This window comes from Hamadaea sp. NPDC051192 (genome assembly GCF_040682475.1).
GTDB classification, from domain to species: Bacteria; Actinomycetota; Actinomycetes; order Mycobacteriales; family Micromonosporaceae; genus Hamadaea; species Hamadaea flava.
Genome location: NZ_JBFBAZ010000127.1, coordinates 1 through 22,634 on the forward strand (window position 1 = coordinate 1; position 22,634 = coordinate 22,634).

At 70.4% G+C, this 22,634-nt stretch carries 18 protein-coding genes; 8 read left to right on the forward strand and 10 right to left on the reverse strand.

Translation table 11 applies throughout. The features are described from left to right. The coding region (locus tag AB0M47_RS34030) for a hypothetical protein (RefSeq protein ID WP_363421440.1) at positions 1 to 193 on the forward strand (193 nt) is incomplete at its 5' end. 427 nt (positions 194 to 620) lie between these two features. Here the strand turns inward: AB0M47_RS34030 and AB0M47_RS34035 are convergent. Further along, on the reverse strand, positions 621 to 1,580 hold the full coding sequence (locus tag AB0M47_RS34035; RefSeq protein ID WP_363421478.1) for a DMT family transporter: 960 nt from the start codon (positions 1,578 to 1,580) through the stop codon (positions 621 to 623). A 77-nt stretch (positions 1,581 to 1,657) separates the two neighbouring features. Between AB0M47_RS34035 and AB0M47_RS34040 the strand changes: the two genes are divergently transcribed. Beyond that, complete coding sequence (locus AB0M47_RS34040; RefSeq protein ID WP_363421443.1) at positions 1,658 to 2,527, forward strand: LysR family transcriptional regulator; 870 nt, start codon at positions 1,658 to 1,660, stop codon at positions 2,525 to 2,527. 47 nt (positions 2,528 to 2,574) lie between these two features. On the opposite strand, the gene AB0M47_RS34045 is transcribed toward AB0M47_RS34040, so the two are convergent. Both AB0M47_RS34045 and AB0M47_RS34050 read right to left on the reverse strand, forming a co-directional pair. Further along, positions 2,575 to 4,119: a multicopper oxidase domain-containing protein gene (locus AB0M47_RS34045; protein ID WP_363421445.1), complete on the reverse strand. Its 1,545-nt coding sequence runs from the start codon at positions 4,117 to 4,119 to the stop codon at positions 2,575 to 2,577. Beyond that, positions 4,116 to 4,538 (reverse strand): hypothetical protein, encoded by a 423-nt coding sequence (locus AB0M47_RS34050; RefSeq protein ID WP_363421448.1) that lies wholly within the window; start codon positions 4,536 to 4,538, stop codon positions 4,116 to 4,118. Before AB0M47_RS34050 ends, AB0M47_RS34045 begins: the two co-directional genes overlap by 4 nt. A gap of 154 nt (positions 4,539 to 4,692) precedes the next feature. On the opposite strand from AB0M47_RS34050, the gene AB0M47_RS34055 reads away from it, so the two are divergent. Both AB0M47_RS34055 and AB0M47_RS34060 read left to right on the forward strand, forming a co-directional pair. Further along, positions 4,693 to 5,916: a histidine kinase gene (locus AB0M47_RS34055; RefSeq protein WP_363421450.1), complete on the forward strand. Its 1,224-nt coding sequence runs from the start codon at positions 4,693 to 4,695 to the stop codon at positions 5,914 to 5,916. Then, positions 5,913 to 6,578, forward strand: coding sequence for a response regulator transcription factor (locus tag AB0M47_RS34060; protein ID WP_363421453.1), 666 nt, complete (start codon positions 5,913 to 5,915; stop codon positions 6,576 to 6,578). The genes AB0M47_RS34055 and AB0M47_RS34060 overlap by 4 nt, the downstream gene beginning before the upstream one ends. On the opposite strand, the gene AB0M47_RS34065 is transcribed toward AB0M47_RS34060, so the two are convergent. Continuing rightward, complete coding sequence (locus tag AB0M47_RS34065) at positions 6,530 to 7,009, reverse strand: GNAT family N-acetyltransferase (protein WP_363421455.1); 480 nt, start codon at positions 7,007 to 7,009, stop codon at positions 6,530 to 6,532. The genes AB0M47_RS34060 and AB0M47_RS34065 overlap by 49 nt on opposite strands. Continuing rightward, entirely contained in the window at positions 7,006 to 7,605 is a 600-nt protein-coding gene (locus tag AB0M47_RS34070) for a TetR family transcriptional regulator C-terminal domain-containing protein (RefSeq protein WP_363421457.1), read from the reverse strand. The genes AB0M47_RS34065 and AB0M47_RS34070 overlap by 4 nt, the downstream gene beginning before the upstream one ends. 131 nt (positions 7,606 to 7,736) lie before the next feature. Here AB0M47_RS34070 and AB0M47_RS34075 point away from each other — a divergent pair, with 131 nt between their 5' ends. Then, positions 7,737 to 9,689, forward strand: coding sequence for a penicillin acylase family protein (locus AB0M47_RS34075; protein ID WP_363421480.1), 1,953 nt, complete (start codon positions 7,737 to 7,739; stop codon positions 9,687 to 9,689). Next, on the forward strand, positions 9,686 to 10,234 hold the full coding sequence (locus AB0M47_RS34080; RefSeq protein ID WP_363421460.1) for a GNAT family N-acetyltransferase: 549 nt from the start codon (positions 9,686 to 9,688) through the stop codon (positions 10,232 to 10,234). The genes AB0M47_RS34075 and AB0M47_RS34080 overlap by 4 nt, the downstream gene beginning before the upstream one ends. Positions 10,235 to 10,245: 11 nt before the next feature. Here the strand turns inward: AB0M47_RS34080 and AB0M47_RS34085 are convergent, their stop codons facing one another. The 4 genes from AB0M47_RS34085 to AB0M47_RS34100 form a co-directional block, all read right to left on the reverse strand. Continuing rightward, positions 10,246 to 11,139, reverse strand: a complete 894-nt coding sequence (locus AB0M47_RS34085; RefSeq protein WP_363421462.1) for a carbohydrate ABC transporter permease — start codon at positions 11,137 to 11,139, stop codon at positions 10,246 to 10,248. After that, positions 11,139 to 12,035 (reverse strand): sugar ABC transporter permease, encoded by an 897-nt coding sequence (locus tag AB0M47_RS34090; RefSeq protein ID WP_253753013.1) that lies wholly within the window; start codon positions 12,033 to 12,035, stop codon positions 11,139 to 11,141. The genes AB0M47_RS34085 and AB0M47_RS34090 overlap by 1 nt, the downstream gene beginning before the upstream one ends. 76 nt (positions 12,036 to 12,111) lie before the next feature. Beyond that, complete coding sequence (locus AB0M47_RS34095; RefSeq protein WP_363421465.1) at positions 12,112 to 13,164, reverse strand: LacI family DNA-binding transcriptional regulator; 1,053 nt, start codon at positions 13,162 to 13,164, stop codon at positions 12,112 to 12,114. A gap of 111 nt (positions 13,165 to 13,275) precedes the next feature. Next, positions 13,276 to 16,686, reverse strand: coding sequence for a discoidin domain-containing protein (locus tag AB0M47_RS34100; protein WP_363421468.1), 3,411 nt, complete (start codon positions 16,684 to 16,686; stop codon positions 13,276 to 13,278). A 266-nt stretch (positions 16,687 to 16,952) separates the two neighbouring features. Here AB0M47_RS34100 and AB0M47_RS34105 point away from each other — a divergent pair, with 266 nt between their 5' ends. Next, on the forward strand, positions 16,953 to 18,359 hold the full coding sequence (locus AB0M47_RS34105; RefSeq protein ID WP_363421470.1) for a GH1 family beta-glucosidase: 1,407 nt from the start codon (positions 16,953 to 16,955) through the stop codon (positions 18,357 to 18,359). A 1-nt stretch (position 18,360) separates the two neighbouring features. Here the strand turns inward: AB0M47_RS34105 and AB0M47_RS34110 are convergent, their stop codons facing one another. After that, the gene (locus AB0M47_RS34110; RefSeq protein ID WP_363421473.1) at positions 18,361 to 19,002 is read right to left on the reverse strand and encodes an HNH endonuclease family protein; all 642 of its coding nucleotides are present in this window, start codon (positions 19,000 to 19,002) and stop codon (positions 18,361 to 18,363) included. 516 nt (positions 19,003 to 19,518) lie between these two features. Here AB0M47_RS34110 and AB0M47_RS34115 point away from each other — a divergent pair. Beyond that, positions 19,519 to 22,506 carry a S8 family peptidase gene (locus AB0M47_RS34115; RefSeq protein ID WP_363421475.1) on the forward strand — a complete coding sequence of 996 codons (2,988 nt, stop codon included), beginning with the start codon at positions 19,519 to 19,521 and terminating at the stop codon, positions 22,504 to 22,506. The last annotated feature ends 128 nt before the right edge of the window (positions 22,507 to 22,634 follow it).

Here is a 22,634-nt window from a genome sequence, read left to right on the forward strand (position 1 = left end):
GGAACAGCAGGTTCGCCACCAGCGCCGCGAGCGCGATGCGGCCGAGGTCGGCCACGGTCTGATCCACGATGACGTCCGCGACCGCCGTGTCGCCGTCGCCTCCCCGTTGATCATGGAGTTAACTGTGGTGTCGCCGGTGTGTCGGGGCCGGAAAGTCCATGATCAACGCATCGGGCCAGACGCCGCCGCCTGAGCGGCCGGCCGGCGAGATCGTGTGCCCGTGGTATGCGTTTCGGGCCCGATTTCGGTGACGAAGGTCCCGCCATCTGCGCTCAGAGCCCGGTTTCGCGCAGACCACGGGAACACGACCTTGAAAGCGGCCGAAAAGGGCAGACCATGGGCACACGACGGACCAAGGAGTGGCCCCAACCCCAACGCGCACCGTGACCGGCCACCCCGCACCGCGACCGGCCATCCGCGCCGCGGCCAGCCACCTCGCATCGCGAACCGACCCGCACCGTGGACCGACCACCTCGCACCGCGAACCGTCCAAGCCGCGCCGTTGACCGGCCACCCCGCGCCGTTGACCGGCCAGCCGCGCCGCGAACCGACCACCCCGCGCCGTTGATCATGGAGTTTCCGGGTACGACACACCGACGACACCACAGTTAACTCCATGATCAACGCGGCTCGGCCCTCGGCCCGGAGCGGGAGCGGCAGTCGGGCGCAGGTAAGGCGTCGGGAGCGGCGACGGGAGCGGGGGCGGGGGCGGAAGCGGCGACGGCGGAGGGGCGGGTGACGAGGGCGACGCCGCCCAGCACCAGGAGCAGGCCGAGTCCTGCGCCGACGGACAGCCGTTCGCCGAGGAACAGTGCGCCCCAGGCCGAGCCGAACACCGGCACCAGGTAAGTCACCGTGAGCGCGCCGGTCGAGCCGAGCTGGGCGACCAGCCGATAGAAGAGCACGAAGCCCAACGCCGTGCACGCCAGTGCCAAGGCCAGCACCGCCGCTGTCACGGACGGGCCGGGCAGGTCCGCGGGCGGCAGCACCGCCGCGAGTGGCATTAGCAGCACGGCCGCCGCGAGTTGTTGGCCGGTGGCGACCGAGATGGGCGCGACGCCGCTGAACCGGGTCGCCGCGTAGATTCCTCCGGCGGCGTAGAGCAGGGCGGCGACCAGGCTGGCCGCTACGGACGCCCAGAGGGCCGGGCCGGGGTCGATCGGCCCGAGCCCGACGAGTACCGCCACCCCGAGTACGCCGACCACGACCCCGGCCAGTCTGCGTACGGTGAGCGGCTCGCGGAGCCACCAGGCCGACAGCAGCAGGCTGAACATCGGCGTGGTCGCGTTGAGGATCCCCGCCAGGGACGCCGTCAGGTGGAGTTCGGCCGCCGCGATCAGGGTGAACGGGGCGGCTGCCGACAGCAGTCCGAGCATCAGGTAACGCCACCGATCGCGCCAGGACGGCCGCCGCCGCAGGACGGTCACGATCGCGAGCAGCGCCAGGCCGGCGAGGGCGACCCGGGCTTCGATCAGCGCGACCGGGCCGAGATCGCGTACGCCGATCCGGATGAACAGGAACGACGCGCCCCACAGCGCGGCGACGGCGATCAGGGTGAGCAGGCTGGACCGGCGAGGCATCGTCACGCGCATTACTGTGCGGGGACGGGCCAGAACAAGTCCAACATGTACAACTCAGGGAAGCATGAGGATGAGTCATGAACCTGGCGCAGTTGCGGGCACTGGTCGCGGTCGCCGACGCCGGTGGCTTCACGAAGGCGGCCGCGACGCTAGGCCTGACCCAGTCCGGCGTCAGCCACGTGGTCGCCGCGCTCGAACGGGAGCTGCAACTGCCGCTCGTCACGCGTACGCGCGGTGGTGTGCGGCTGACCGTGCACGGGCAGCTGATCATCGGGCACGCCCGAGAAGCCGTCGCCCGGGTCGAGCGGATCAGCGAGGTCGCCGCCACCGCCACCCGGCGACGCCGACGCCGGATACGCGTGGCCACGTTTCCCAGCGCGGGTCAGCTCCTGCCCTCGCTGATCGCCGCGTACGCCGTCCGCCTTCCCGAGGTGGCCGTGGTTCTCCTGGAGGGCAGCGACGCCGAGGTCCGGACGTGGCTCGACGACCGGCTCGTGGACGCCGGGGTGGTGGCCGATCTCGACGGCGGCTCAGCCGCTGAGGCGTACGGCGTGGTGCTGCATCGCGATCGGATGCTCGCCGTCGTCGAGCCGGGCCATCCGCTCGCGGGGCAGCCGTCGGTCCAGCTCGCCGAGCTGGCCGACGATCCGTTCCTGTTGTCCGACAACGGATGCGAGCCACTTCTGAGACGCCTGTATGAGGACGCGGGCGAGCCGCTGCAACCGCAGCGCCGGATCCGTGACATGGCGACGTTGCTCGCCCTCGTCCGGGAGCAGCTCGGGGTGACGGTCGTTCCCGAGCTGTCCCTGACCGGAGCCCAGGGCCTGGTCGCCATCCCGCTCGATCCACCGGCGCACCGTGTCCTGCGACTGGTCCCGGCCGATCCGGACGACGCCGATCTGGCCGTCCGCACCCTGCTGACGGTCGCCACGGCAGCAGCCGGCTGAGCAGCATGGTCGCCCGGCGGGCGGCAGAGACCAGCGGCAGTGAACTGCTAGACCACCTCGAAGTTGGCCATCATCATCATGTCCTCGTGTTCGAGGTTGTGGCAGTGCAGGACGTACTTGCCGCGAAATCCGGCGAACTTCACGAGCAGTTCGGCCCGGCCGCCGTTGTCGAGGTTCACGGTGTCCTTCCATCCCTGCTCCGAGCCGTTCAGGACTTGGAATCCGGCCAGGTGGATGTGGAACGGGTGCTCGACGTTCAACGCTCGGATCGTCCATTTCTCGACGGTGCCGAGCTTGGGGCGCGCGACGACGTGATCCTCACTGAACGGCCGACCGTTCACCGTCCACAATGTCATGCCGTTCTTCTCCGCCCCGCCCCGGGCGAAGACGATCTGCCGCTCGGCGACCGCCTGGTCCGGGCTGAGCTGCTCACGTGCGGCGAGCTTGTCCGGGATCCGGCTGTCGTCCGACGCCCCACGCGTGACGACGAACCGCATCACGTCCGCCGTTCCGCCCCGGCCGTTTCCGTTGCGCAGAGTCACCTGCTTCCCGGGCGGGAAGCCGGAGAAGTCCACGATGACGTCGTACCGCTCGGCCTGGGCGATCTCGATCGTCTTCGTCCGGACGGGCCGTTCGAGCAGGCCGAGGTCGCTGCCGATCTGGACGAAGGACGCGCCCTCATCGAGGGCGAGCTTGTATCGCCGGGCGTTGGAGGCGTTGAGGATGCGGAACCGGTAGCGGGCCGCCTCGACCTCCAGCACCGGCCACGGCGCCCCGTTCACCAGTACGCAGTCCCCCAGTACGCCGCTGACGTAGTCCTTGGTGACGCCGGGGGTGTTCGCCAGCGACGGGTCGACCGAGGGATACCGGAAGGAGCCGTCGGCTTCGAACGCACGGTCGGCGATCATCAACGGGATGTCCCGATCGCCGGTGGGCAGCCCGAGCGACTCCTCCAGATCGTCGCGGATCAGGTGGAAGCCGGCCAGGCCTCGATAGACCTGCGGTCCGGTGAAGTCCATGCGATGGTCGTGATACCAGAGCGTGGCGGCCGGCTGGTCCAGCTCGTAGACGTAGTCCCGGGGTCCGGTGGTCATCCGCCCGCTGTGGCCGTTGTGCGGCCCGGTGCCCATGATGAGGTCGGTGGGATAGCCGTCGTGCTCCGGGGCCACCTTGCCACCGTGCAGATGCACCGACACCGGCACCGGCAGTTCGTTGCGATGGGTGACGACGGTACGCCGGCCCGCCCGGGAAACGAGAGTGGGTCCCGGGAAGATCCCGTTGTAGCCCCACACCGTCGTCGAGACGCCGGGCAGGATCTCGGCCTTCGCCGCCTTCTGCGTGATCTCGTAGTAGTCGGTGGTGCCGTCGGTGCGTACCGGCTTCAGCACGGGCGGGATCGGCAACGGGACCTGGAACCGGCCCGGCAGATCGAGCTTGCTGGTCAGAAGGCTGCCCGCACTGCCCTGCGCGCTGTTGTTGGCGCCGCCGGAGGCGATGATGCCGTCACATCCGGCGAGCCCAGCCCCGGCGAGGGCGCCGCCACCGGCGGTCAGCAGGGCTCGCCGAGAGAGGCGGGCGAGGCGGGAGGTCATCGCAGCCCCCGCAGCCGCTGGACGAGCAGCGCGAGCAGGCCGGTGAGCGCACCCCAGATCCCGTTCGTGAGCAGCACCGGGATGAGGGCGAAGCCGAGGAGCGACGGGTCGAGCCCGGCTCCCGGGTCGTCGGCGAAGACTCCGACGACGCCGCCGATCGCCAGCTCGATCAGCCCGTACGCCGCCCCGGCCGCCGTCAATGTGAGCACCGGCCGCTCGACCCGGCTCAGGCCGACGACCACGATCCAGATCGCCGAGATCGCGGCGAGGACGGACAGGTGGGTGACGGCGTCGCCGAAGGTGTCGGCCAGCCCGGTCACGCTGACCAGCGGGTGCACGAGGGCGAGCCCGCCGAGTCCCAGGATCAGCGGCCACGGCAGCCGCCGGAGCCCTTCGCTGAACTGTTTGACGTCTTCCATGCGGCCAACGCTAGGAACGAACGGCCGCCCGGCCATCGGACCTCGATCGCGACTCTCGACCGACCTCGCCGCCCCTAAGGGTCGTCACCGGTTGACCCCGGAAGTCGTCGTCAGGCGACGTTCAGCAGGTCGCGGGCGGCCTAGCATCGGGACCATGGAGCAAGCGCGGGCCGATCATCCAGTCGCGCCCTGGGTGGTGGACCTGCTGTTCGGGGCCTTCGTGACGCTGGCGATCGCGCTGATCATCGCCACCGACCGAGTCGACCGGGCGGCGGGGGTCACGCCCGGGATCGCGGCGTACGCCTTCGCGGTGGGCTTCGGCGCGCTGATGCTCATCCGGCGGCGTACGCCCAGGGCGGTGCTCGTGGCGACGACGCTGGGCCTGTTCGCGTACTACACGATGGGGTACCCGGCGATCGGCGTCGCGGTGCCCGTCGCCGCCGCGCTCTATTCGGCGGCCGAGCTGGGGCTGCTGCGGCCTGCGATCGTCACCGCGGTGGTGGTGGTCTCGGTGTCGTGGTACTTCCGCTTCCGCGGCGGCGAACCGGCCGCGTACCTGCTCGGCTATGAGCTGATCTCCAATGTGGCGCTCCTGGCGGCGGCCATCGCGCTCGGCGACGGCGTACGCTCCCGCCGGGTGATCCGCCGCGACGAACAGGAACGGCTGACCAGGGAGGCCGAACACCGGATGCAGCGGCAACGGGAGGCGCTCGCCCGCGACCTGCACGACTCGATCGGGCACACGATGTCGGTGATCGCGTTGCAGACGAACGTCGCCGCCGAGGCGATCGAACGGGGCGACGGGGCGGTCGCCGCCAGGGCGGTCGGCATCGTCCGCGACACCGGCGAGCAGACGATGCGCGAACTACGCGGCACCGTCCGCTTGCTGCGCACAGAGGACAACGCCGTCAACCGCACCGACGACTGCGCCACCGACCGGAAAGGCGACGACGCCGACGACCGGGCGGACGACCGGGCGGACGACCGCACCATAGCCGCTGTCGTGTCGCTACGCGATCTCGACGGGCTGATCGCGTCAGCCGCGGCGACCGGCCTCATCGTACGATCCGATGTAGACACTCAGCTCGATCGGATCTCGCCGGCCATCGACGCGGCGGCGTACCGGATCGTCCAGGAGGCGCTGACCAACGTGATCCGCCACGCCCACGCCCGCAACGTCCACATCGAACTGCGCGAGGACGGTGACACGCTGCGGCTGGCGGTCACCGACGACGGCCGGGGCGGGCCGATCTCGCCCACCGGCCACGGCATCCGGGGCATGAGCGAACGCGCCCGCCTCCTCGGCGGCAGCGTCACGGCGGCCGAGGAGAAGGCCGGGTTCACCGTCTCCGCCACGCTCCCGGTGAGGCTGGCGTGATCCGGATAGTGATCGTCGACGATCAGGAACTCGTCCGCGCCGGTCTGCGTACCCTTGCCGAGAGTGAGGGAGACATCGCGGTCGTGGGCGAGGCCGCGACCGGGGGCGACGCGGTCTCTTTGGTAAGTCGAGAGCGACCTGACGTGGCGCTGATGGACATCCGCATGCCCGGCCTGGACGGGCTGGAGGCGACCCGGCGCATCGTCGCGGACCCGGAGCTGCGCGACGTACGGGTCCTGGTGCTGACCACATTCGACGAGGACGAGCACATCGCGGCGGCGTTGCGGCACGGCGCGTCCGGCTACCTGCTGAAGGACATCCGGCCGGGCGACCTGCGGCACGCGATCCGCGTGGTGGCCGGGGGCGAGGCGCTGCTCTCCCCGGCCGTCACCCGCAAGGTCATCGCGAGCTACACGAGCGTCCACACTCGCCCTGAGCTGCTCGGCGCACTGACCGATCGGGAGCGCGACGTGCTCCGCGAGATCGCCCTGGGTCGATCGAACGCCGAGCTGGCAGCGCGGCTGCACATCAGTGCGGCGACCGCGCGGACCTATGTGAGCCGGCTACTGGCCAAGCTCGCCGCCCGCGACCGCGCCCAGCTGGTCGTCCTCGGTTACGAGAGCGGGCTGGTCCGGCCGGGCGAGCTGAGCGCCTTGGCGTAGCAGAGACTCAGCTCCCACTGGTCGTAGGGCGGATAGTTGGGGATGCGGACGAAGCCCGCCCGCTCGTAGACCGCGATCGCCTCCGGCTGGCGGGGTCCGGTCTCCAGGCGCATGCTTGTCAGTCCATTCGCGACAGCCAGGTCTTCGACCGCGCCCATCAGGCGGCGGCCGAGCCCGAGTCCACGGTGGCCCGGCCGCACGTACATCCGCTTCAGCTCCGAGTCGCCGTCGCCGAGCGCCTGCAACGCGCAACAGCCGGCCGCCTGCCCGTCGACCAGCGCGAGCAGGAACCGCGCCCGCTCCTTCACCTGCGGGTGATCGAACTCGATCTCCTCCGGGTAGCGGGCGTCCAGTTCCGCCCGCAGCTCCCGCACGAGCGGCTCCACGCGCGCGTCCTCGGCGTAGGTCTCCACGATCTCCACGGTGGTCATTCGACTTCCTTCCACAACAGACTCAGGTGGGTGTCCAGGACCGCCACGATGAGGTCCGCCGGGTACATCTCGGGCGTGGCGACGGCGCTCAGCGACAGGCCGTCCACCACCGCCACCAGGCCTCGCACGCGCCGCTCCAGATCGCGGGGCACCAGTCCGCCGTCCGACTGGTACGCCTGACGCAGCAACCCGGTCAGCCGGGTGAGCCAGGACTGATGGCGTACGTCGTGTTGCCGGCGTAGCTCCGGATCGGTGCGGGCGGCGAGCAGGAAGTACGCCCACACGGTCGAGCCGAGCCGGCGGTCCTCATCGAGCGGCAGCCCTTCCAGCAACACCGACCGCAGATGCCGACGGGGATCGTCGTGCTCCGGCAGCTCGTCGATCCGGGCCGCCATCCGCCGGTGCATGACGTCCCGCGCGTGGATCAGCAGCGCGTTCTTGTTCTCGAAGTAGTGCGCCACCCGCCCGGTCGTGCACTGCGCCGCGGCCGCCACCGTACGCAGCGTCAGCCCGTCGAGCCCGTGGGCGCCGACGACCTCCCAGACCGCGCGGGACAACTCCTCGCGGCGCTGATCGTGGTCGACCTGCCGGGGCACGGCTCACCTCTTTTTCATCACGCCCGTTACGTAACGCCCGTGACGCTACCCCGCCCCCATTACGTCCGCGTTTCATGCCTCGCTCTGCTACATTAGGGCAGCCTAACCTAAGGGACCGAGGGGCGAGCGTGATCGAGATCTACCGGGACGCCTGGGGCATCCCCCACGTCCGCGCGGGCGGCCATGCGGAGCTGGCCTTCGGGCAGGGCCAGGTGACCGCGCTCGACCGTGGCCCGCAGCTCGAGGTCGAACGGCGGCGCGCCGAGGGCACAAGCGCCGCCCTGCTCGGGCCGGACGCCGTCGAGTGGGACGTCTTCGCCCGGCGCGCCCGGATCGCCGCCACCGCCCGGCGCTGCTTCGACGCCCTCGACCCGGCTACGCGTACCTGGGTGAAGGCCTATGTGGACGGCGTGAACGCCGGTCTGCCGCAGCCGACCTGGCAGCCGTGGACGCCGCTGGCGGTCTGGCTCGGCGGGCACGTCCTGTTCACCGGGCTGCCCGCCAAGCTCTGGCGTGGCCTGGTCCGCGAGCGGATCGGCGAGCACGCCGTCGACCTGTTCGCCATTGACGGCCCCTACGTCGCGGGCAGCAACGGCTGGCTCGTGCGTACTGCGGAGGGGACGACGATCGCGGGCGATCCACATCGGATTCTCGAAGATCCCGGGGTCTACCAGCAGATTCAGCTGGCCTGTCCCGAGTATGACGTGATCGGGCTGGCCATCCCGGGCTGTCCGGGCATCGGCCACTTCGGACACACCGGCGCCGTCGCGTGGGCCATCACCAACGCCATGGCCGACTATCAGGACCTGTTCGCCGAACAGCTCCGGCGCCGCGAGGGTCGAGTCGAGGCGCTCGGTCCCGAGGGCTGGCGCGCGGCCGATGTGCGTACCGAGGTGGTCGAGGTCGCGGGCGGCGATCCCGTGGTGGTCGAGACGATCGAGACCGACCGCGGGCCCGTGGTCACCGCCGAGTCCGCACCGCTCAGTCTCCGCGATCCCGCGATGGTACGCACAACGGTGGGCTTCGCCGCGCTGCCCGCGCTGCTCCGCGCCCGGACGGTCGAGGACGTCGACCGCGCCCTGGACGATTGGGCGTTCCCGGTCAACGTGGTGCTGGCGGCCGACACCGCGGGCGGCACGCTGCATCGCGTCGCGGGCCTCATCCCGGAACGCCCGGAGGCGAACCGCCGCTACGTCGTCCCCGCCGACGAAGACGCGTACGCGTGGACCGGCTGGCACCCGATGCCGAGCGCCCCGGTCGACGACGTCGCAGTGATGGCGAACCAGCGCGGGATCGCCGCCGACCTGGGCGTGGAGTTCGCGCCGGCGCACCGGGCGACCCGCATCCGATCGCTCATCGAGTCGGGTGCGGCGGTCACCGAGATCCACACCGACACCTACCTGGCCTCGGCCGAGCCGCTGCTGTACCTGGTCGCCAAGCTCGACGGGCTCTCCACCGAAGCGACCGAGGCCCAGCATCGGCTCGTCGGCTGGGATCGGCGGATGGCGGCCGGCAGCACCGACGCCACCCTGTTCGCCGCCGTACGCGGAGCGGTGGTCAACGGCCTCGCGAGGCATCCGGAGCTGGCCGCCCTGAGCGCACCGAACGACCACCCCGCGATCTTCCAGCCCTGGCTGGCCGCGCGCCCCCGGATCGCGTACGCCCTGGAGCATCTGCTCCGCTGCGATCTGATCCCGCGGGGCGACCTGCTGGAGATCGTCCGTGCGGCCGTCGAGGATGCCGCCGAGAAGGACCATCCGGTGTGGAGCGAGGTGCACCGCATCGCGCCCTGGCAAGCCGTTCCGACCGAGGAGGACTGGCCGGGGGTGGCCGGCGACCACGATTGCGTCCTGGCGACGTCGAGCATGCCCGGCGTGACCGAGCATTGCTTCCGCGCCCCCGCCGCCCGGTACGCCTGGAACGTGGCCCGCCGCGAGGACAGCGGCTGGGTCGTCCCGTTCGGGTCGTCCGGCGATCCCGGTTCCCGCCACTACCGCGATCAACTGCCGTCCTGGCTGGCCGGGAACCTGCTGCCGGTCGTCACCGACTGGCGCGAGCTGCGCTCAGGACGAGGTACGCGATGACGGTCTTCACTCAGGAAGTGCCCGGCTTCGGCGAGGTGAGTCTGCGTACGGTCGAGCCGGTCGCCGACGCTCCCCTGCTTCACCGGTGGGTCACCGAGGAACGGGCGCGCTTCTGGGGCATGGGCGACGCCGACCTCGCCCGCGTTCAGGAGATCTACGGGTACCTGGACTCGCTCGACACGCATCACGCGTACCTGGCGGTGCTGGGCGGGCAGCCGGTCGCGCTCTTCCAGACCTATGAGCCCGACGCCGATCCGGTCGGCGAGTGTTACCCGGTCGAGCCCGGCGACATCGGCGTACACCTGCTGATCGGGCCGCCCGCCGACGGCCGTCGGCCCGGGTTCACCGGAGCGCTCCTGGGCGTCCTGCTCGCCTATCTGTTCGCCGACCCGTCGCGTACGCGTGTCGTCGCCGAGCCCGACGCGCGCAACACCAAGGCGCACGAGCGGCTGGCCCGGGCCGGATTCGTCCTCGGGACCGAGGTCGACCTCCCGGAGAAGCGGGCCCGGCTGGCCTTCCTCACGCGCACTGGATGGGCGCTCTGATCAGGGCGCTGTCAGCCTTTGACCGCGCCCTGCATGATGCCGCCGATGATGTGGCGGCCCAGGATGCCGAACAGCGCCAGCAGCGGCACGGTGGCGATGAGCGTGCCGGTCAGCGACAGCGAGTAGTCCTGGACGTAGCCACTGGCCAGGGTGGACAGTGCCACCTGCACGGTCGGGTCTTCCGGGGTGAGCACGACCAGCGGCCAGAAGAAGTCGTTCCACGCCGTCATGAAGGTCAGCATGCCCAGCACGGCCGCGGCCGGGCGGGACGCGGGCAGCACGACGTGCCAGAAGATGCGGATGGTGGAGCACCCGTCGGCGCGGGCCGCTTCGAGGAGTTCGGTCGGCACGGCCTCACGCAGAAACTGCGTCATGAAGAAGACGCCGAAGGCGCTCACCAGCGACGGCGCGATCACGGCGTACATCGTGCCGGCGAGGTGAGCCTTGATCATGATCAGGTAGAGCGGGATGATGCCGAGCTGCGTCGGCACCATCATCGTCGCCACGATCATGAGCAGCAGCACATTGCGGCCCCGGAAGCGCAGCTTGGCGAAGGCGAATCCGGCCAAGGTGGAGAACAGGACCACGCTGACCGTGATCGCGCCGGAGACGATGAACGAGTTGGTCAGCGCACGCAGGAACGGCACCGTCCCGAAGGCACGGTCCAGGTTCTCGAACAGGTGGCTGCCGATCCCGAACGGCGGCGGGACCGCCCCGAGCACGGAGTTGTCCTGTGAGGCGACCACGAGCGACCAATAGATCGGGAAGCCGGAGAACACGGCCAGCCCGGCCAGCGTCAGGTACGCCAGCTTCCCCGGCCGCCGCTCGGCGCGATAAGGCTTGCGGCGTACGCCCCGGACGACGGCGATCCGGGAGCCGGATCGGGTGGGCGTGAGCGTCGTCATCAGGACCTCCGCAGACGGCTGGTGAGGAAGTAGTTCGCGATGGCGGCCAGCACGATCACGCCGAACATGGCCCAGGCCGCCGCGGCGGCGTACCCGAAGTCGAACCGGGTGAAGCCGGCCTCGTAGAGATAGAGGCCGAGGGTCTGGAACTGGCGGTCGGAGCCGCCGGTGGTCGACGAGCCGCCGAACAGCAGGGGTTCGGCGAGCACCTGCATGCCGCCGATGGTCGAGACGATCACGGTGAAGATGACGGTGGGCCGGATCGCGGGCAGGGTGATCCGGGTGAGCTGCTGGAAGCCGCTCGCTCCGTCGAGTTCGGCGGCCTGGTAGAGGTCGCGCGGCACGGCCTGCATCGCGGCCAGGTAAATGAGGGCGTTGTAGCCGGTCCACCGCCAGATGATCATCACCGAGATGGCCACCTGGGACGACGCCGTCCCGGCCTGCCAGTCGATGTGCCCCGCGCCGAACAGGCCGAGCACCCAGTTGACCAGGCCGTACTCCTTGCCGAAGACCTGGCTGAAGATGAGCGCGACGGCGGCGACCGAGGTGATGTTGGGCAGCAACGCCGTCAGCCGCCAGAACGTCGGGGCCCGCAGCCGCTGGTTGAGGGTGTTGGCGAGGAACAGCGCGGCGACCAGTTGCGGCACGGTCGACAGCACCCAGATCTGCGCGGTGTTGCGCAGCGCGTTCCAGAAGCTCGAGTCGGTGAACAGCGTCGTGTAGTTCGCCAGGCCGATCCACGGGTGGTCGTCCTCGAGCAGGTTCCACTCGTGCAGCGACACCCATCCCGTGTATGCCAACGGGAACAGCCCGAAGCTCGCGAAGATCAGGAAGAACGGCACGACGTACAGGTAGGGCGAGCCCTTGACGTCCAGCCGATACAGGAAAGACCGCATGCGGCTCCTTCGGAGTGAATCGGAGAGCGCTCTCCGAGCGAGCATGCGACGCCTCGCTCCCCCTGTCAAGAGGGCGTCAGGCGGACTGCCGCACCACGAGAGTGGGTTCGAACACGACGGACGTCGTCCGCGCGGCCGGGTGCTCCAGGTGGAACATGAGCATCCGGGCCATCTCCGCGGTCATGTCCTCCACCGGCTGGCGTACGGTCGTCAGCGGCGGACGGCAGGACGAGGCGGCGCTGCTGTCGTCGAAGCCGACGACGGCCACATCCTCAGGGACACGCTGGCCCGCCTCGCGCAGCACATGGACAGCTCCCTGCGCCATCACGTCGCTGGCCGCGTACACCCCGTCGAGTTTCGGATGCTTCTTGAGCAGGCGCTGCATGGCCTGCTCGGCACCCTCCTGGGTGAACCCGCCCTCCTCGGCGGGCACGTCGGCGATCCCGTGGTCGGCCAGCGCGGCCCGGAACGCGGTCAGCCGGTCGTGCCCGGCCGGCATGTCGAGCGATCCGGCGACCGACACGATGCGCTTGCAGCCCCGGGTCAGCAGGTGCTCGGCGGCGAGCTTGGCGGCCGCGTTCTGGTCGACGTCCACATAGTCGATCGCGGTCGGCAGCGACGGGCGTCCGAACAGGACAGCCGGGGCCTTCGCCTCGGCCAGTTGGCGCGGCAACGGGTCCTGCGGCTGCAACGAGATCACCAACGCGCCGTCGAGCTGGCCGCCCCGCAGGTCGGAGATCAGCTTGCGACGGGCGGCGGCGGAGCCCACCAAGGTCAACGGCACGTGTACGCCCAACGGCGCGAGCACGCTGAGCGCCCCGCCGAGCACCCGGCCGAAGAAGGGGTCGCCGAGGAACCGGCTGTAGAAGGGATCGTCGGCGGTCCGGTTCTCGGCCTCGGAGACCACCAGCGCGACGACGTCGGTCCGCCGCGTGACCAGTGAACGGGCCGCCCGGTTGGGGACGTAGCCGGTGGCGGCCACGGCGTCCCAGACGACCGAGTGCAGCGCCGGGTCGACGTTGCGGGTGTTGTTGACGACGCGCGAGACGGTGGCCCGGGACACGCCGGCCACCTTCGCCACGTCCTCCAGCGTCGGGGCGTGCCTCCCCGTGGGCTCTCCCAAGGCCATGCGGTCTTTATAGCATGGGCGGAGAGCGCTCTCCATCGCGCTCGCCGACCCACTCTTCGACGCGGTCGAGTACGCGGGGGCGCCCGGGCAGGAGCGCCCCCGCGACGGGAGTCACGGCTTGTATACGCCGAACTCCCAGAGGGAATAGCCGTAGGCGGTGGCCCGGTCGGTCCCGTTCACCCGGACGTAGCGAGCCGAGGCGTTCAGCGCTATCTCGTCGAACCCGCCGTCGCCGCTCGTCGTCGAGTAGACGGTGGTCCAGGTGCTGCCGTCGGCCGACACCTGCACCTGGTACGCCTTGGCGTACGCGGCTTCCCAGGCCAGCTCGACGTGATTGATCGCGGTGATCGAACCGAGGTCCACCTGGAACCACGCGGTGGCCACCCATTCGGAGGCCCACCGCGTACTCCAGTTCCCGTCGACGGCGTAGGACGGCAGCTGCGGCCCGTTCGTGCCCGTCGGCTGGTAGGAGGATGCGGTGGCGGTCTTGCCGAGGGCCACGTTCGTCCCCGGGATCGTCGGCGGCACCACCTTGAACGAGCGCTGCTCGATCCCGACGTTGCCGTGGCCGTCGAAGGCGTACACGTAGATCTTCCAGACGCCCAGCGACTCCGGGGCGGTGACGGTGAACTGGCCGTTGCCGGTCTGGGTGAACCGGAGGTTGGTCAGCCCGGTGCCGCCGTTGATGTGCTTGTCGCTCGCCATCAGGTTGTACCGGATCGCGTCGCCTTGTGGATCATTTGCCGCGACGTTCACGGTGAACGTGCCGCCCGCGGGCACGGCGGTCTGGTTCGCCACGGTCATCGAGGTGATCTCCGGTGGCGTGTTCGCCGCCGTCGTCCCGGTGTACGCCTTCTGCAGCGCGTAGAACCCGAGCCGATGCCAGCCGCCGGTATAGGTGTTGAGCCACACCCCGCCGAAGTCGTTCTCCAGTCCGTAGTGGAACTCGGTCGCGCCGAGCGCCACCCCGGGATGGGCCTTCACGGCAGCCCAGCTGGCCGCGTACCCGTCTCGTTTCTGCAGGTCGGAGGGCTCGGTCGGGACGCCGTTTACGTCGTTGGGGACCTCCCACTCCCCGGCCGGTCCGCCCTCGGTGATGATGTATGGCTTGGTGTAGCCGCCGTCGATCCAAGCCTGCTTCACACCGCCGATCGCGCCGTAGGAGTTCACCGCGAGCAGGTCCAGCGCCGGGGCGTACTGCTTGTAGTAGGGCCACGCGCCGGTCCAGGCGTCGGTCGAGGTCACGGGGTGGTTCGGATCCGCGGCATGGATCGCCACCGCGACCTCGTTCACGAACTGGGCGTACGCGACGCGCCGCGCCTCGACCTCCGCGGCGGGCAGGCCGTGATCCTGCATGGTCAAGATCACCTCGTTGCCGACGTCCCACAGCAGGACGCCGGGGTTGTTCTTCAAGGCGTTGACGCGGTTGACGATCTCCGCCTTCGTGTTCGCCTTGTAGGTCGCGTCGTTGACGTAGTCCGCGCCCTGGTTGAGCCAGTGCCCGACGACGACCTTCAGACCTTGCCGGGCCGCCGTGTTCAGCAGTGTCGGCGTGTTGGCGTCGTCCACTCCCCACGTACGCAGAGTGTTGACCCCGGCCGCCTTGAGATCGCGGACATAGCCGTCGGCGGCGCCCTGCGGCGGCCCATAGGTCAGCCCGCGTACCTCCCATGGGGATCCGTTGGCCTGCAACTGCCAGTTCCCTTGCGTGCCAACCACTTTCACGATGCTCGGCCCGGCCGGGATCGCCGGATCGGTCATCGCCGGGGCGGTCGCGCCGGTCTGCTTCTGCACGGTCACCGAGTCGACGGTCATGACGCCGCCCGACGTCGTGTCCGGGGTCGGCACCGTACGCCCCGCCACCGCGCTCGGCCACGCGCCGCCGATCGGCAGCTCCAGCCGCAGATAGAAGCCGTGGTGGACGGCTGCGTCCCAGGCGGCCACGCCGACCTGGCTCTGTTTGACCACCCACGTCTGCACCCCGTCGAGGTAGAACCGGATCTCCTCGTCGGTCTTGGTACGGTCGATGACCTGGGCGTACTCGTGCAGGCCGGTCTGGCAGCCGGCACAGGTCGCCAGGCCGCTGCTGCGGCCGGTGTACTCGCCGCAGACCCCGTCCGGCGCGGTGCCGCAGTGCAGGGTCTGGGCAAGCTGGCTCCGCCCGTTGACCCCGGCCATGATGTCGGTCTCCCCGACTCCCGGCCAGTTGGTGTAGTTCCCCCGGTACGCCGCCCCCGTCGCCCGGAACGCGGGCCAGTAGCCCAGTGCGTTGGCCACATTCGGCTGCTGGATGACGGCGGCGAAGCGGACGAGTTCACCGGGGTTGGCCGCGAAGTCGGTGCGCTGGGTCTCCAAGCGCCCGGAGGTCCAGGTGCCGGATCCGTCGCGGATCGCCTTGATGGCCAGCTTCCCGGTGCCGTCGAGCGAGACGTTCGCGGTCGAGGCGCTGGCCGTCTCGACTTCGCCGGTTCCCCAGTTCGCCGCGCCGCCGGGGTACTGCGTACCGGTGCGGAGCAGCCAGTTGGCCGAACTCGGCGAGGTGTTGGCCGCACCGGAGAAGTCTTCGCTCCACACGGTGGTCCACGTCCCGCTCGGCGACGTGCTCGGCGTCGGGCTCGGGCTTCCGGTCCCGCCGGAGCCGGTGAAGACCTGGAGTTCCCAGATCGAGTAGCCGTAGCCGGTCGCCCGGGCGGTGCCGTAGACCCGCAGGTAGCGGCCCGATCCGGCGACGTCGAGCGTCTGGGTGCCGCCGGTGCTCGTCGTCGTGGAGTAGAGCGTCTGCCAGTTCGTGCTGCCGTCGGCCGACACCTGCACCTGGTACGCCGACGCGTACGCCGCCTCCCACTGCACGACGACCCGGCAGATCGACTGCGTACTGCCGAGGTCGACCCGCAGCCACTGTGGATCGGCGAACAGACTGGACCAACGGGTGCCGGTGTTGCCGTCGACAGCGGCGGTCGCCGGGTTGGCCGCGTTCTCGGCCGAGGAGGCGGTCGCCGGCTGGTTCAGCGCCCGGTTCGTGCCGGTGTCGCAGGCGGACCCGCCGGGCGTGCCGTAGACCTGGAACTCCCACAGCGATACGCCGTACCCGGTCGCCCGGGCGGTCGTGTAGACGCGGACGTACCGGCCGGAGCCGGTGACCGTGAGGGTCTGGGTGCCGCCGGTGCTCGTCGTCGTGGAGTAGAGCGTCTGCCAGTTCGTGCTGCCGTCGGCCGACACCTGCACCTGGTACGCCGACGCGTACGCCGCCTCCCATTGGAGGACGACCTGGCTGATCGTCGCGGTCGCACCGAGGTCGACCCGCAGCCATTGCGGATCGGCGAACAGGCTCGACCAGCGGGTGCCGGCGTTGCCGTCGACGGCGGCCTCGGCGGGCGTACCGGCTCCCTCGGCGGACGAGGCGAGCACCGGTTTGCCTTGGGAGAGCAGGGAATCCGCCGCGCTGGCGCGCAACGGGATGATCGCGATCGCGGCGGCCAGCGTCGCGGCGGCCACGGATATCAGGGGGATGCGGAGGTTCACGGGCGATCACCTACCGGGATTCGGCGCGTTGATCATGGAGTTTCCGGTCACGACACGCCGCCGAGACCACAGTTAACTCCATGATCAACGCACATGAACGGGGGGCGGGGCGGGACGGGGAGTGGGGTGGGGTGAGGTGGGGTGGGGTGGGGTGGGTGGCGGAAGGGTTGGATGGGAGAGCGCTCTCCGTTCGTACGCCGATGTTCCGCCCTTGTCAAGGATCGATGTCTTGACAACGCACCGGATCAGGCGGAACGCTGTGCCCCATGAATGGAGAGCGCTCTCCGGCAAGTGCGGCCGGACCAGCGGAACACTTCCCGGCCGGCTTCTGGTGGGGCGCCGCCACCGCGGCGTACCAGATCGAAGGGGCCGTCGCCGACGACGGGCGTACTCCGTCCATCTGGGACACCTTCTGCGCCCGGCCCGGCATCGTCGCCGACGGGCACACCGGCGAACGCGCCGCCGACCACTACCACCGGTACGCCGACGACGTCGCGCTGATGGCCGAGATCGGGCTGACCGCGTACCGGTTCTCGGTGTCGTGGCCGCGCGTGGTGGCCGACGGGATCGGCCCGGTGACCGAGGCCGGGCTCGCCTTCTACGACCGCCTCGTCGACGCGCTCTGCGACCGCGGGATCATGCCCGTCGCGACCCTCTACCACTGGGACCTCCCCCAGGCGCTGGAGGATCGTGGCGGCTGGCTCGATCGGGACACCGCGTACCGGTTCGCCGAGTACGCAGAGATCGTCGCGAACCGCCTCGGCGACCGCGTCGGCCTGTGGTGCACGCTCAACGAGCCCTGGTGCTCCGCGTTCCTCGGCTACGGCTCGGGCGCGCACGCCCCCGGGCGGGCCGACGGCGCGGCCGCCTTCGAAGCGGTGCACCACCTGCTGCTCGGCCACGGTCTGGCCACGCAGGCGATCCGGGCCGCGGCCCCGGGCTCCCGGATCTCCGCCGCGCTCAACCAGGGCGCCGTCCGTCCGGTCTCCGGCGATCCGGCCGATCTCGACGCGGCTCGCCGCATCGACGGGCTGCTCAACCGCATCTTCGCCGACCCGATCCTGCGCTGTGCGTACCCGTTGGATGTGCTGGAGGACACCGCGGGCGTGACCGACTGGAGGTTCGTGCGGGACGACGACCTGAAGGTCATCGGTACGCCGATCGACCTGCTGGGCGTGAACTACTACCAGCCGGACCTGGTCGGAGCCGCCGCCGAACCGGCGACCGGGCCGTGGCCGTTCCCCAGCGCGGAGCGCGTGGCGTTCCACAAGCCACCGGGACCGGTGACCGCGATGGACTGGACCGTCGACCCGAGCGGGCTCACCGAGATGCTCGTCCGCGTCACCCGCGAGTACGACATCCCGATCGTGGTGACCGAGAACGGCGCCGCCTACGCGGACGACCTGGTCGACGGGCGGGTGCACGACACCGAGCGAACGTCATATCTGCAGGCGCACGTTTCGGCGCTGACCGAGGCGATGGCGGCGGGCGTAGACCTCCGGGGTTACTTCGTCTGGTCGCTGCTGGACAACTTCGAGTGGGCCCTCGGCTACGGCAAACGGTTCGGCATCATCCATGTCGACTACGCCACCCAACAGCGCGTGCTGAAGGACAGCGCCCGGTGGTACGCGAACCTGATCGCGCACCACCGGGCGGTCACTGCTCAGCAGTAGGTCAGCAGTAGGTCAGCATGGAAGTCAACGCGGACTTCTCGGAGCTGTCGACAGTCAGGCTGTAGTACCACTTCGCCTGGATCCACGCCTTGGCGTAGGTGCACCAGAACGAGGTGAGCGACGGCTTCCAGTGCGCGGGGTCCTGATCGCCCTTCGCCTGGTTCACGTTGTCGGTGACCGCCCACAGCTCGGGACCGCCGAGGTCGTTGGCGTACGCCTGACGCTGCGCGGTCGTCCACGCCCACGCGCCGGACCGCCAGGCCTCGGCCAACGGCACCATGTGGTCGATGTCGATGTCGGCCGGGTCCGTCCAGGTGGCCCCGTCATACGGGCTGTACCAGGAACCGGAGGTCGGGTAGCAGCTGCTGTTGACGACCACGTTGGTGCCGTCCCGCTTGAGGACCTGCTCCCGGGTGTTGCAGGCACCCGTGATGGTGATCCAATGCGGGAACAGGTCCCGGTCGTACGTGGACTGATGCGACTCGGTGGCCACGGTGAGCGCCGCGAGGCGGCTGACCGCGTTCGCGTACGACGGGATGTTGGGCGGGGTCGCCTGCGCCGGTGCGGCGAGGGCGACGACCGTCCCAGCTGCGACGACGAGGGCGGCTGCCGTGGCGAGCACGGCCCGGAGTGATCTGCGCACGAGGTTCTCCTGCCTGTCCGCGTACGCGGCCGGGCGGGGGTCTCCGGCAGGGGCGCGACACACGGATGCATTGATTGTGCGAAATATGTAAGCCTTCCGCACCTCGTCCCCGGCACCGCCAGCCCCGTCGCCTCCGCCGCCCGCCCCGTCGCCCCCGCCGCCAGCCCCGCCGCACTCCGCCGGCCGACCCGTTGATCATGGAGTTAACTGTTGACTCGACGGCGCGTCGAGGCCGGATACTCCATGATCAACGGGGCGGGGCGGGGCGGTGCGAGGGCGGGGCGGGGCGAGGCGAGGGCGAGGGCGAGGCGAGGCGGGGCGAGGCGAGGCGAGTGCGCGTCGTTCGGGAGGTAGCCCTGTCACGTCCGTGTCACGGATGAGCCGTCGGCTGTGGCGACCGTGTCATGTGGGCAGCCGTTCGATCAGGTCGCCTTAGGTGATCACGGCGATAGCGTCAACGGTCTGCGGCCCACCACACGGGAGTGCGGGGCCGCGACTCTCAGGAGGTATACCCCCGTGAATCTCCAGCGCCAGGCGGCCCACCGGCTCGCCGTGGGCGCGCTCGCCGTGGTCACGATGGCCGGTCTGACGGTCATTCTGAACGGCAGCGCCACCGCGGCTCCGGGCGGCGCCGCCGACACCGCCACGTACATCGTCCAGACAGCCGGTCAGCCGATCGCCACGTACGCCGGTGACCGTACCGGGTTCAAGGCGACCAAGCCCGGCAAGGGCAAGAAGGTCGACGCCCACTCCCCCGAGGCCAAGGCGTACGCCCAGCGCCTGTCGAGCGACCACGACGCCGCGCTGCGCGCCGCCGGCGTCAGCTCCACCCGCAAGGGTTACGACTACCAGACGGTCTTCAACGGCTTCAGCGCTCAGCTGACCCAGGCCGAGGCCGCCCGGCTCGCGAAGACCGCCGGCGTGACCGCCGTGTGGGCGAACGAGACCGTGCACGCCGACACCGTCACCACCCCCTCGTTCCTCGGCCTGACCGGCGACGGCGGCGTATGGCAGCAGCAGTTCGGCGGGGTCGGCCACGCGGGAGAGGGCGTCATCGTCGGCATCATCGACTCCGGCATCTGGCCCGAGAACCCGGCGTTCGCCCCGCTGGCCGAGCCGCGCACGGACTCCGCGACGATCGCCGCCAAGTGGCACGGCACCTGCGACGCCGGTGTCACCGGTACGCCAGTGGCCTGCAACAACAAGCTGATCGGCGCGCGGTACTTCAAGGCGGCCGGTCAGGGCTCGATCCAGCCGGTGGAGTTCTTCTCCCCGCGTGACTACGACGGCCACGGTACGCACACCGCGTCGACGGCGGCCGGCAACAACAACGTGCCCGCCTCGATCAACGGCAGCCCGGTCGGTTCGATCAGCGGCATGGCCCCGGCGGCTCGCATCGCCGCGTACAAGGCGCTCTGGGAGAACGCGGCGCACGACGGCGCGAGCGGCAGCACCGTCGACCTCGTGGCGGCCATCAACCAGGCGGTCTCCGACGGCGTCGACGTCATCAACTACTCGATTTCCGGCTCGACGACGTCGGTCGTCAACGCGGTCGAGGTCGCGTTCTTCAACGCCACCGCGGCCGGCGTCTTCGTCGCCACCTCGGCCGGCAACGACGGCCCGGGTGTCAGCACCGTGGCGCACAACGCGCCGTGGACGGCGACGGTCGCGGCCAGCACGCACCCGCGGGGCAACCAGAAGACGATCGTCCTCGGCAACGGCGCGCAGTACACCGGTGTCGGCGTGGTCACCGCCGCGGTGCCCAGTTCGCCGCTGATCAACTCGGCCGCGATCCCGGCCGCCGGACAGACGGTCGCCAACGCGACGCTCTGCATGCCCGGCTCCATCGACGCGGCTCAGGCCACCGGAAAGATCGTCATCTGCACCCGGGGCACCAACGCCCGGGTCGAGAAGGGCCAGGTCGTCAAGGACGCCGGCGGCGTCGGCATGATCCTCGCCAACACCGCGGCCGCGCCCGGCCTCGTCGGCGACTTCCACGCCGTCCCGACGGTCCAGGTCGAGGCGCCCGCGGGCGATGCCATCAAGGCGTACGCCGCGACGGCGGGCGCGACCGCGTCGCTGACCGTGACCGACCCGACCCCGGTCGAGGCCCCGCTCATGGCCGGCTTCTCGTCCACCGGACCGGCCCTGGCCGGTGGCGGCGACCTGCTCAAGCCGGACATCACCGCGCCCGGCGTCGACGTCATCGCCGCGATCTCTCCGGCGAAGGACGGCAACAACTTCAACGCCGAGTCCGGCACCTCGATGTCGAGCCCGCACATCGCCGGCCTCGCCGCCCTGCTCAAGAGCGCCAACCCCGGCTGGGACCCGATCACCATCAAGTCGGCGCTCATGACCACGGCGTACCAGCTCGACAACAAGGGCAACCCGATCCAGACCGCGACCGGCGCCGCTGCGACGCCGCTGAACTTCGGCGCCGGGCACGTCCAGCCCGCCTCCGCGTTCAACCCCGGTCTGGTCTACGAGTCCGGCCCGGTGGACTGGCTGGCGTACCTGTGCGCCATCGGCCAGGGCGCCGCCGTCGGCCTCGACTGCTCGGCGCTGCCGGCGATCGACCCCAGCGACCTCAACTACCCGTCGATCTCTGTCGGCGACCTGGTGGGCTCGCAGACGATCACGCGTACGGTCACGAACATCACCAACCGTGACTCGAAGTACACGCCGACCGTCGTCGCCCCGGCCGGCGTCACCGTCTCGGTGAGCCCGGCGATCCTCAAGGTCGACGCGGGCCAGAGCGCCACCTACAAGGTGACGCTGACCCGGTCCACGGCCGCCCTCGGCAGCTGGGCGTTCGGCTCGATCAGCTGGTACGACAAGGCCACCGGTCACCGCGACCACACGGTCCGCAGCCCCATCGCGGTCCGGCCCGTCGCGTACGCCGCGCCGACCGAGGTCGTGGGCACGGGGTCCGCGACCATCCCGGTCAAGGTCGGCTACACCGGTACGCTCAACGCGTCCCTGGCCGGCCTCGTCCCCGCGACGGTCACCACCTACCCGTTGGACATGAGCGGCCCATCGTTCGTGTCCACCAACCCGGCCGCGTCCTCGCGTACGGCGAAGGTGACGGTCACGGTGCCCGCCGGCTCCATCGGCCGGTTCGGCACGTACGCCGCGGACTACTCCGACACGACCGACCTCGACGTCTTCGCGTACGCCGCGGGGACGAACACGCTGGCCGGGCAGGCGGCGGACGGTGACTCGGAGGAGCTGATCACGCTCGGGCCGGGCACTTACGACGTCTACTACGACCTGTTCGCCGGCGACCCGATCACCAACGTAAAGGGTCACGTCTACCTGCTCGGGTCGACCGCGACGGGTAACGCGACCATCAACCCCGCCAGCGTGGCGGTGGCGACGGGCCAGACGGTCCCCGTGACAGTCACCGGCAGCGGCCTTACCGCCGGCCTGCGCTACCTGGGTCGCACCACCCTCACCGACGGCACGACCACCCTCGGGCGGCCGTTCGTCACCATCACCGGCTAACTCCTCAACCCCATCGGAGCGGGCCCCCCGGGTTAAACAAGCGGGGCCCGCCGAATCGGCGCAACAAAGGCCATGCGCGTGCCCGGATAAATGGGGAACGTGATAATTTTGAATTAAGGGATGACAAG

Coding starts and splice junctions, on each gene's coding strand:
- AB0M47_RS34045 (WP_363421445.1), bottom strand. CDS start 4,119: ATGACCTCCCGCCTCGCCCGCCTCTCTCGGCGAGCCCTGCTGACCGCC.
- AB0M47_RS34105 (WP_363421470.1), top strand. CDS start 16,953: ATGAATGGAGAGCGCTCTCCGGCAAGTGCGGCCGGACCAGCGGAACAC.
- AB0M47_RS34080 (WP_363421460.1), top strand. CDS start 9,686: ATGACGGTCTTCACTCAGGAAGTGCCCGGCTTCGGCGAGGTGAGTCTG.
- AB0M47_RS34065 (WP_363421455.1), bottom strand. CDS start 7,009: ATGACCACCGTGGAGATCGTGGAGACCTACGCCGAGGACGCGCGCGTG.
- AB0M47_RS34040 (WP_363421443.1), top strand. CDS start 1,658: ATGAACCTGGCGCAGTTGCGGGCACTGGTCGCGGTCGCCGACGCCGGT.
- AB0M47_RS34085 (WP_363421462.1), bottom strand. CDS start 11,139: ATGACGACGCTCACGCCCACCCGATCCGGCTCCCGGATCGCCGTCGTC.
- AB0M47_RS34095 (WP_363421465.1), bottom strand. CDS start 13,164: ATGGCCTTGGGAGAGCCCACGGGGAGGCACGCCCCGACGCTGGAGGAC.
- AB0M47_RS34050 (WP_363421448.1), bottom strand. CDS start 4,538: ATGGAAGACGTCAAACAGTTCAGCGAAGGGCTCCGGCGGCTGCCGTGG.
- AB0M47_RS34035 (WP_363421478.1), bottom strand. CDS start 1,580: ATGCCTCGCCGGTCCAGCCTGCTCACCCTGATCGCCGTCGCCGCGCTG.
- AB0M47_RS34055 (WP_363421450.1), top strand. CDS start 4,693: ATGGAGCAAGCGCGGGCCGATCATCCAGTCGCGCCCTGGGTGGTGGAC.
- AB0M47_RS34090 (WP_253753013.1), bottom strand. CDS start 12,035: ATGCGGTCTTTCCTGTATCGGCTGGACGTCAAGGGCTCGCCCTACCTG.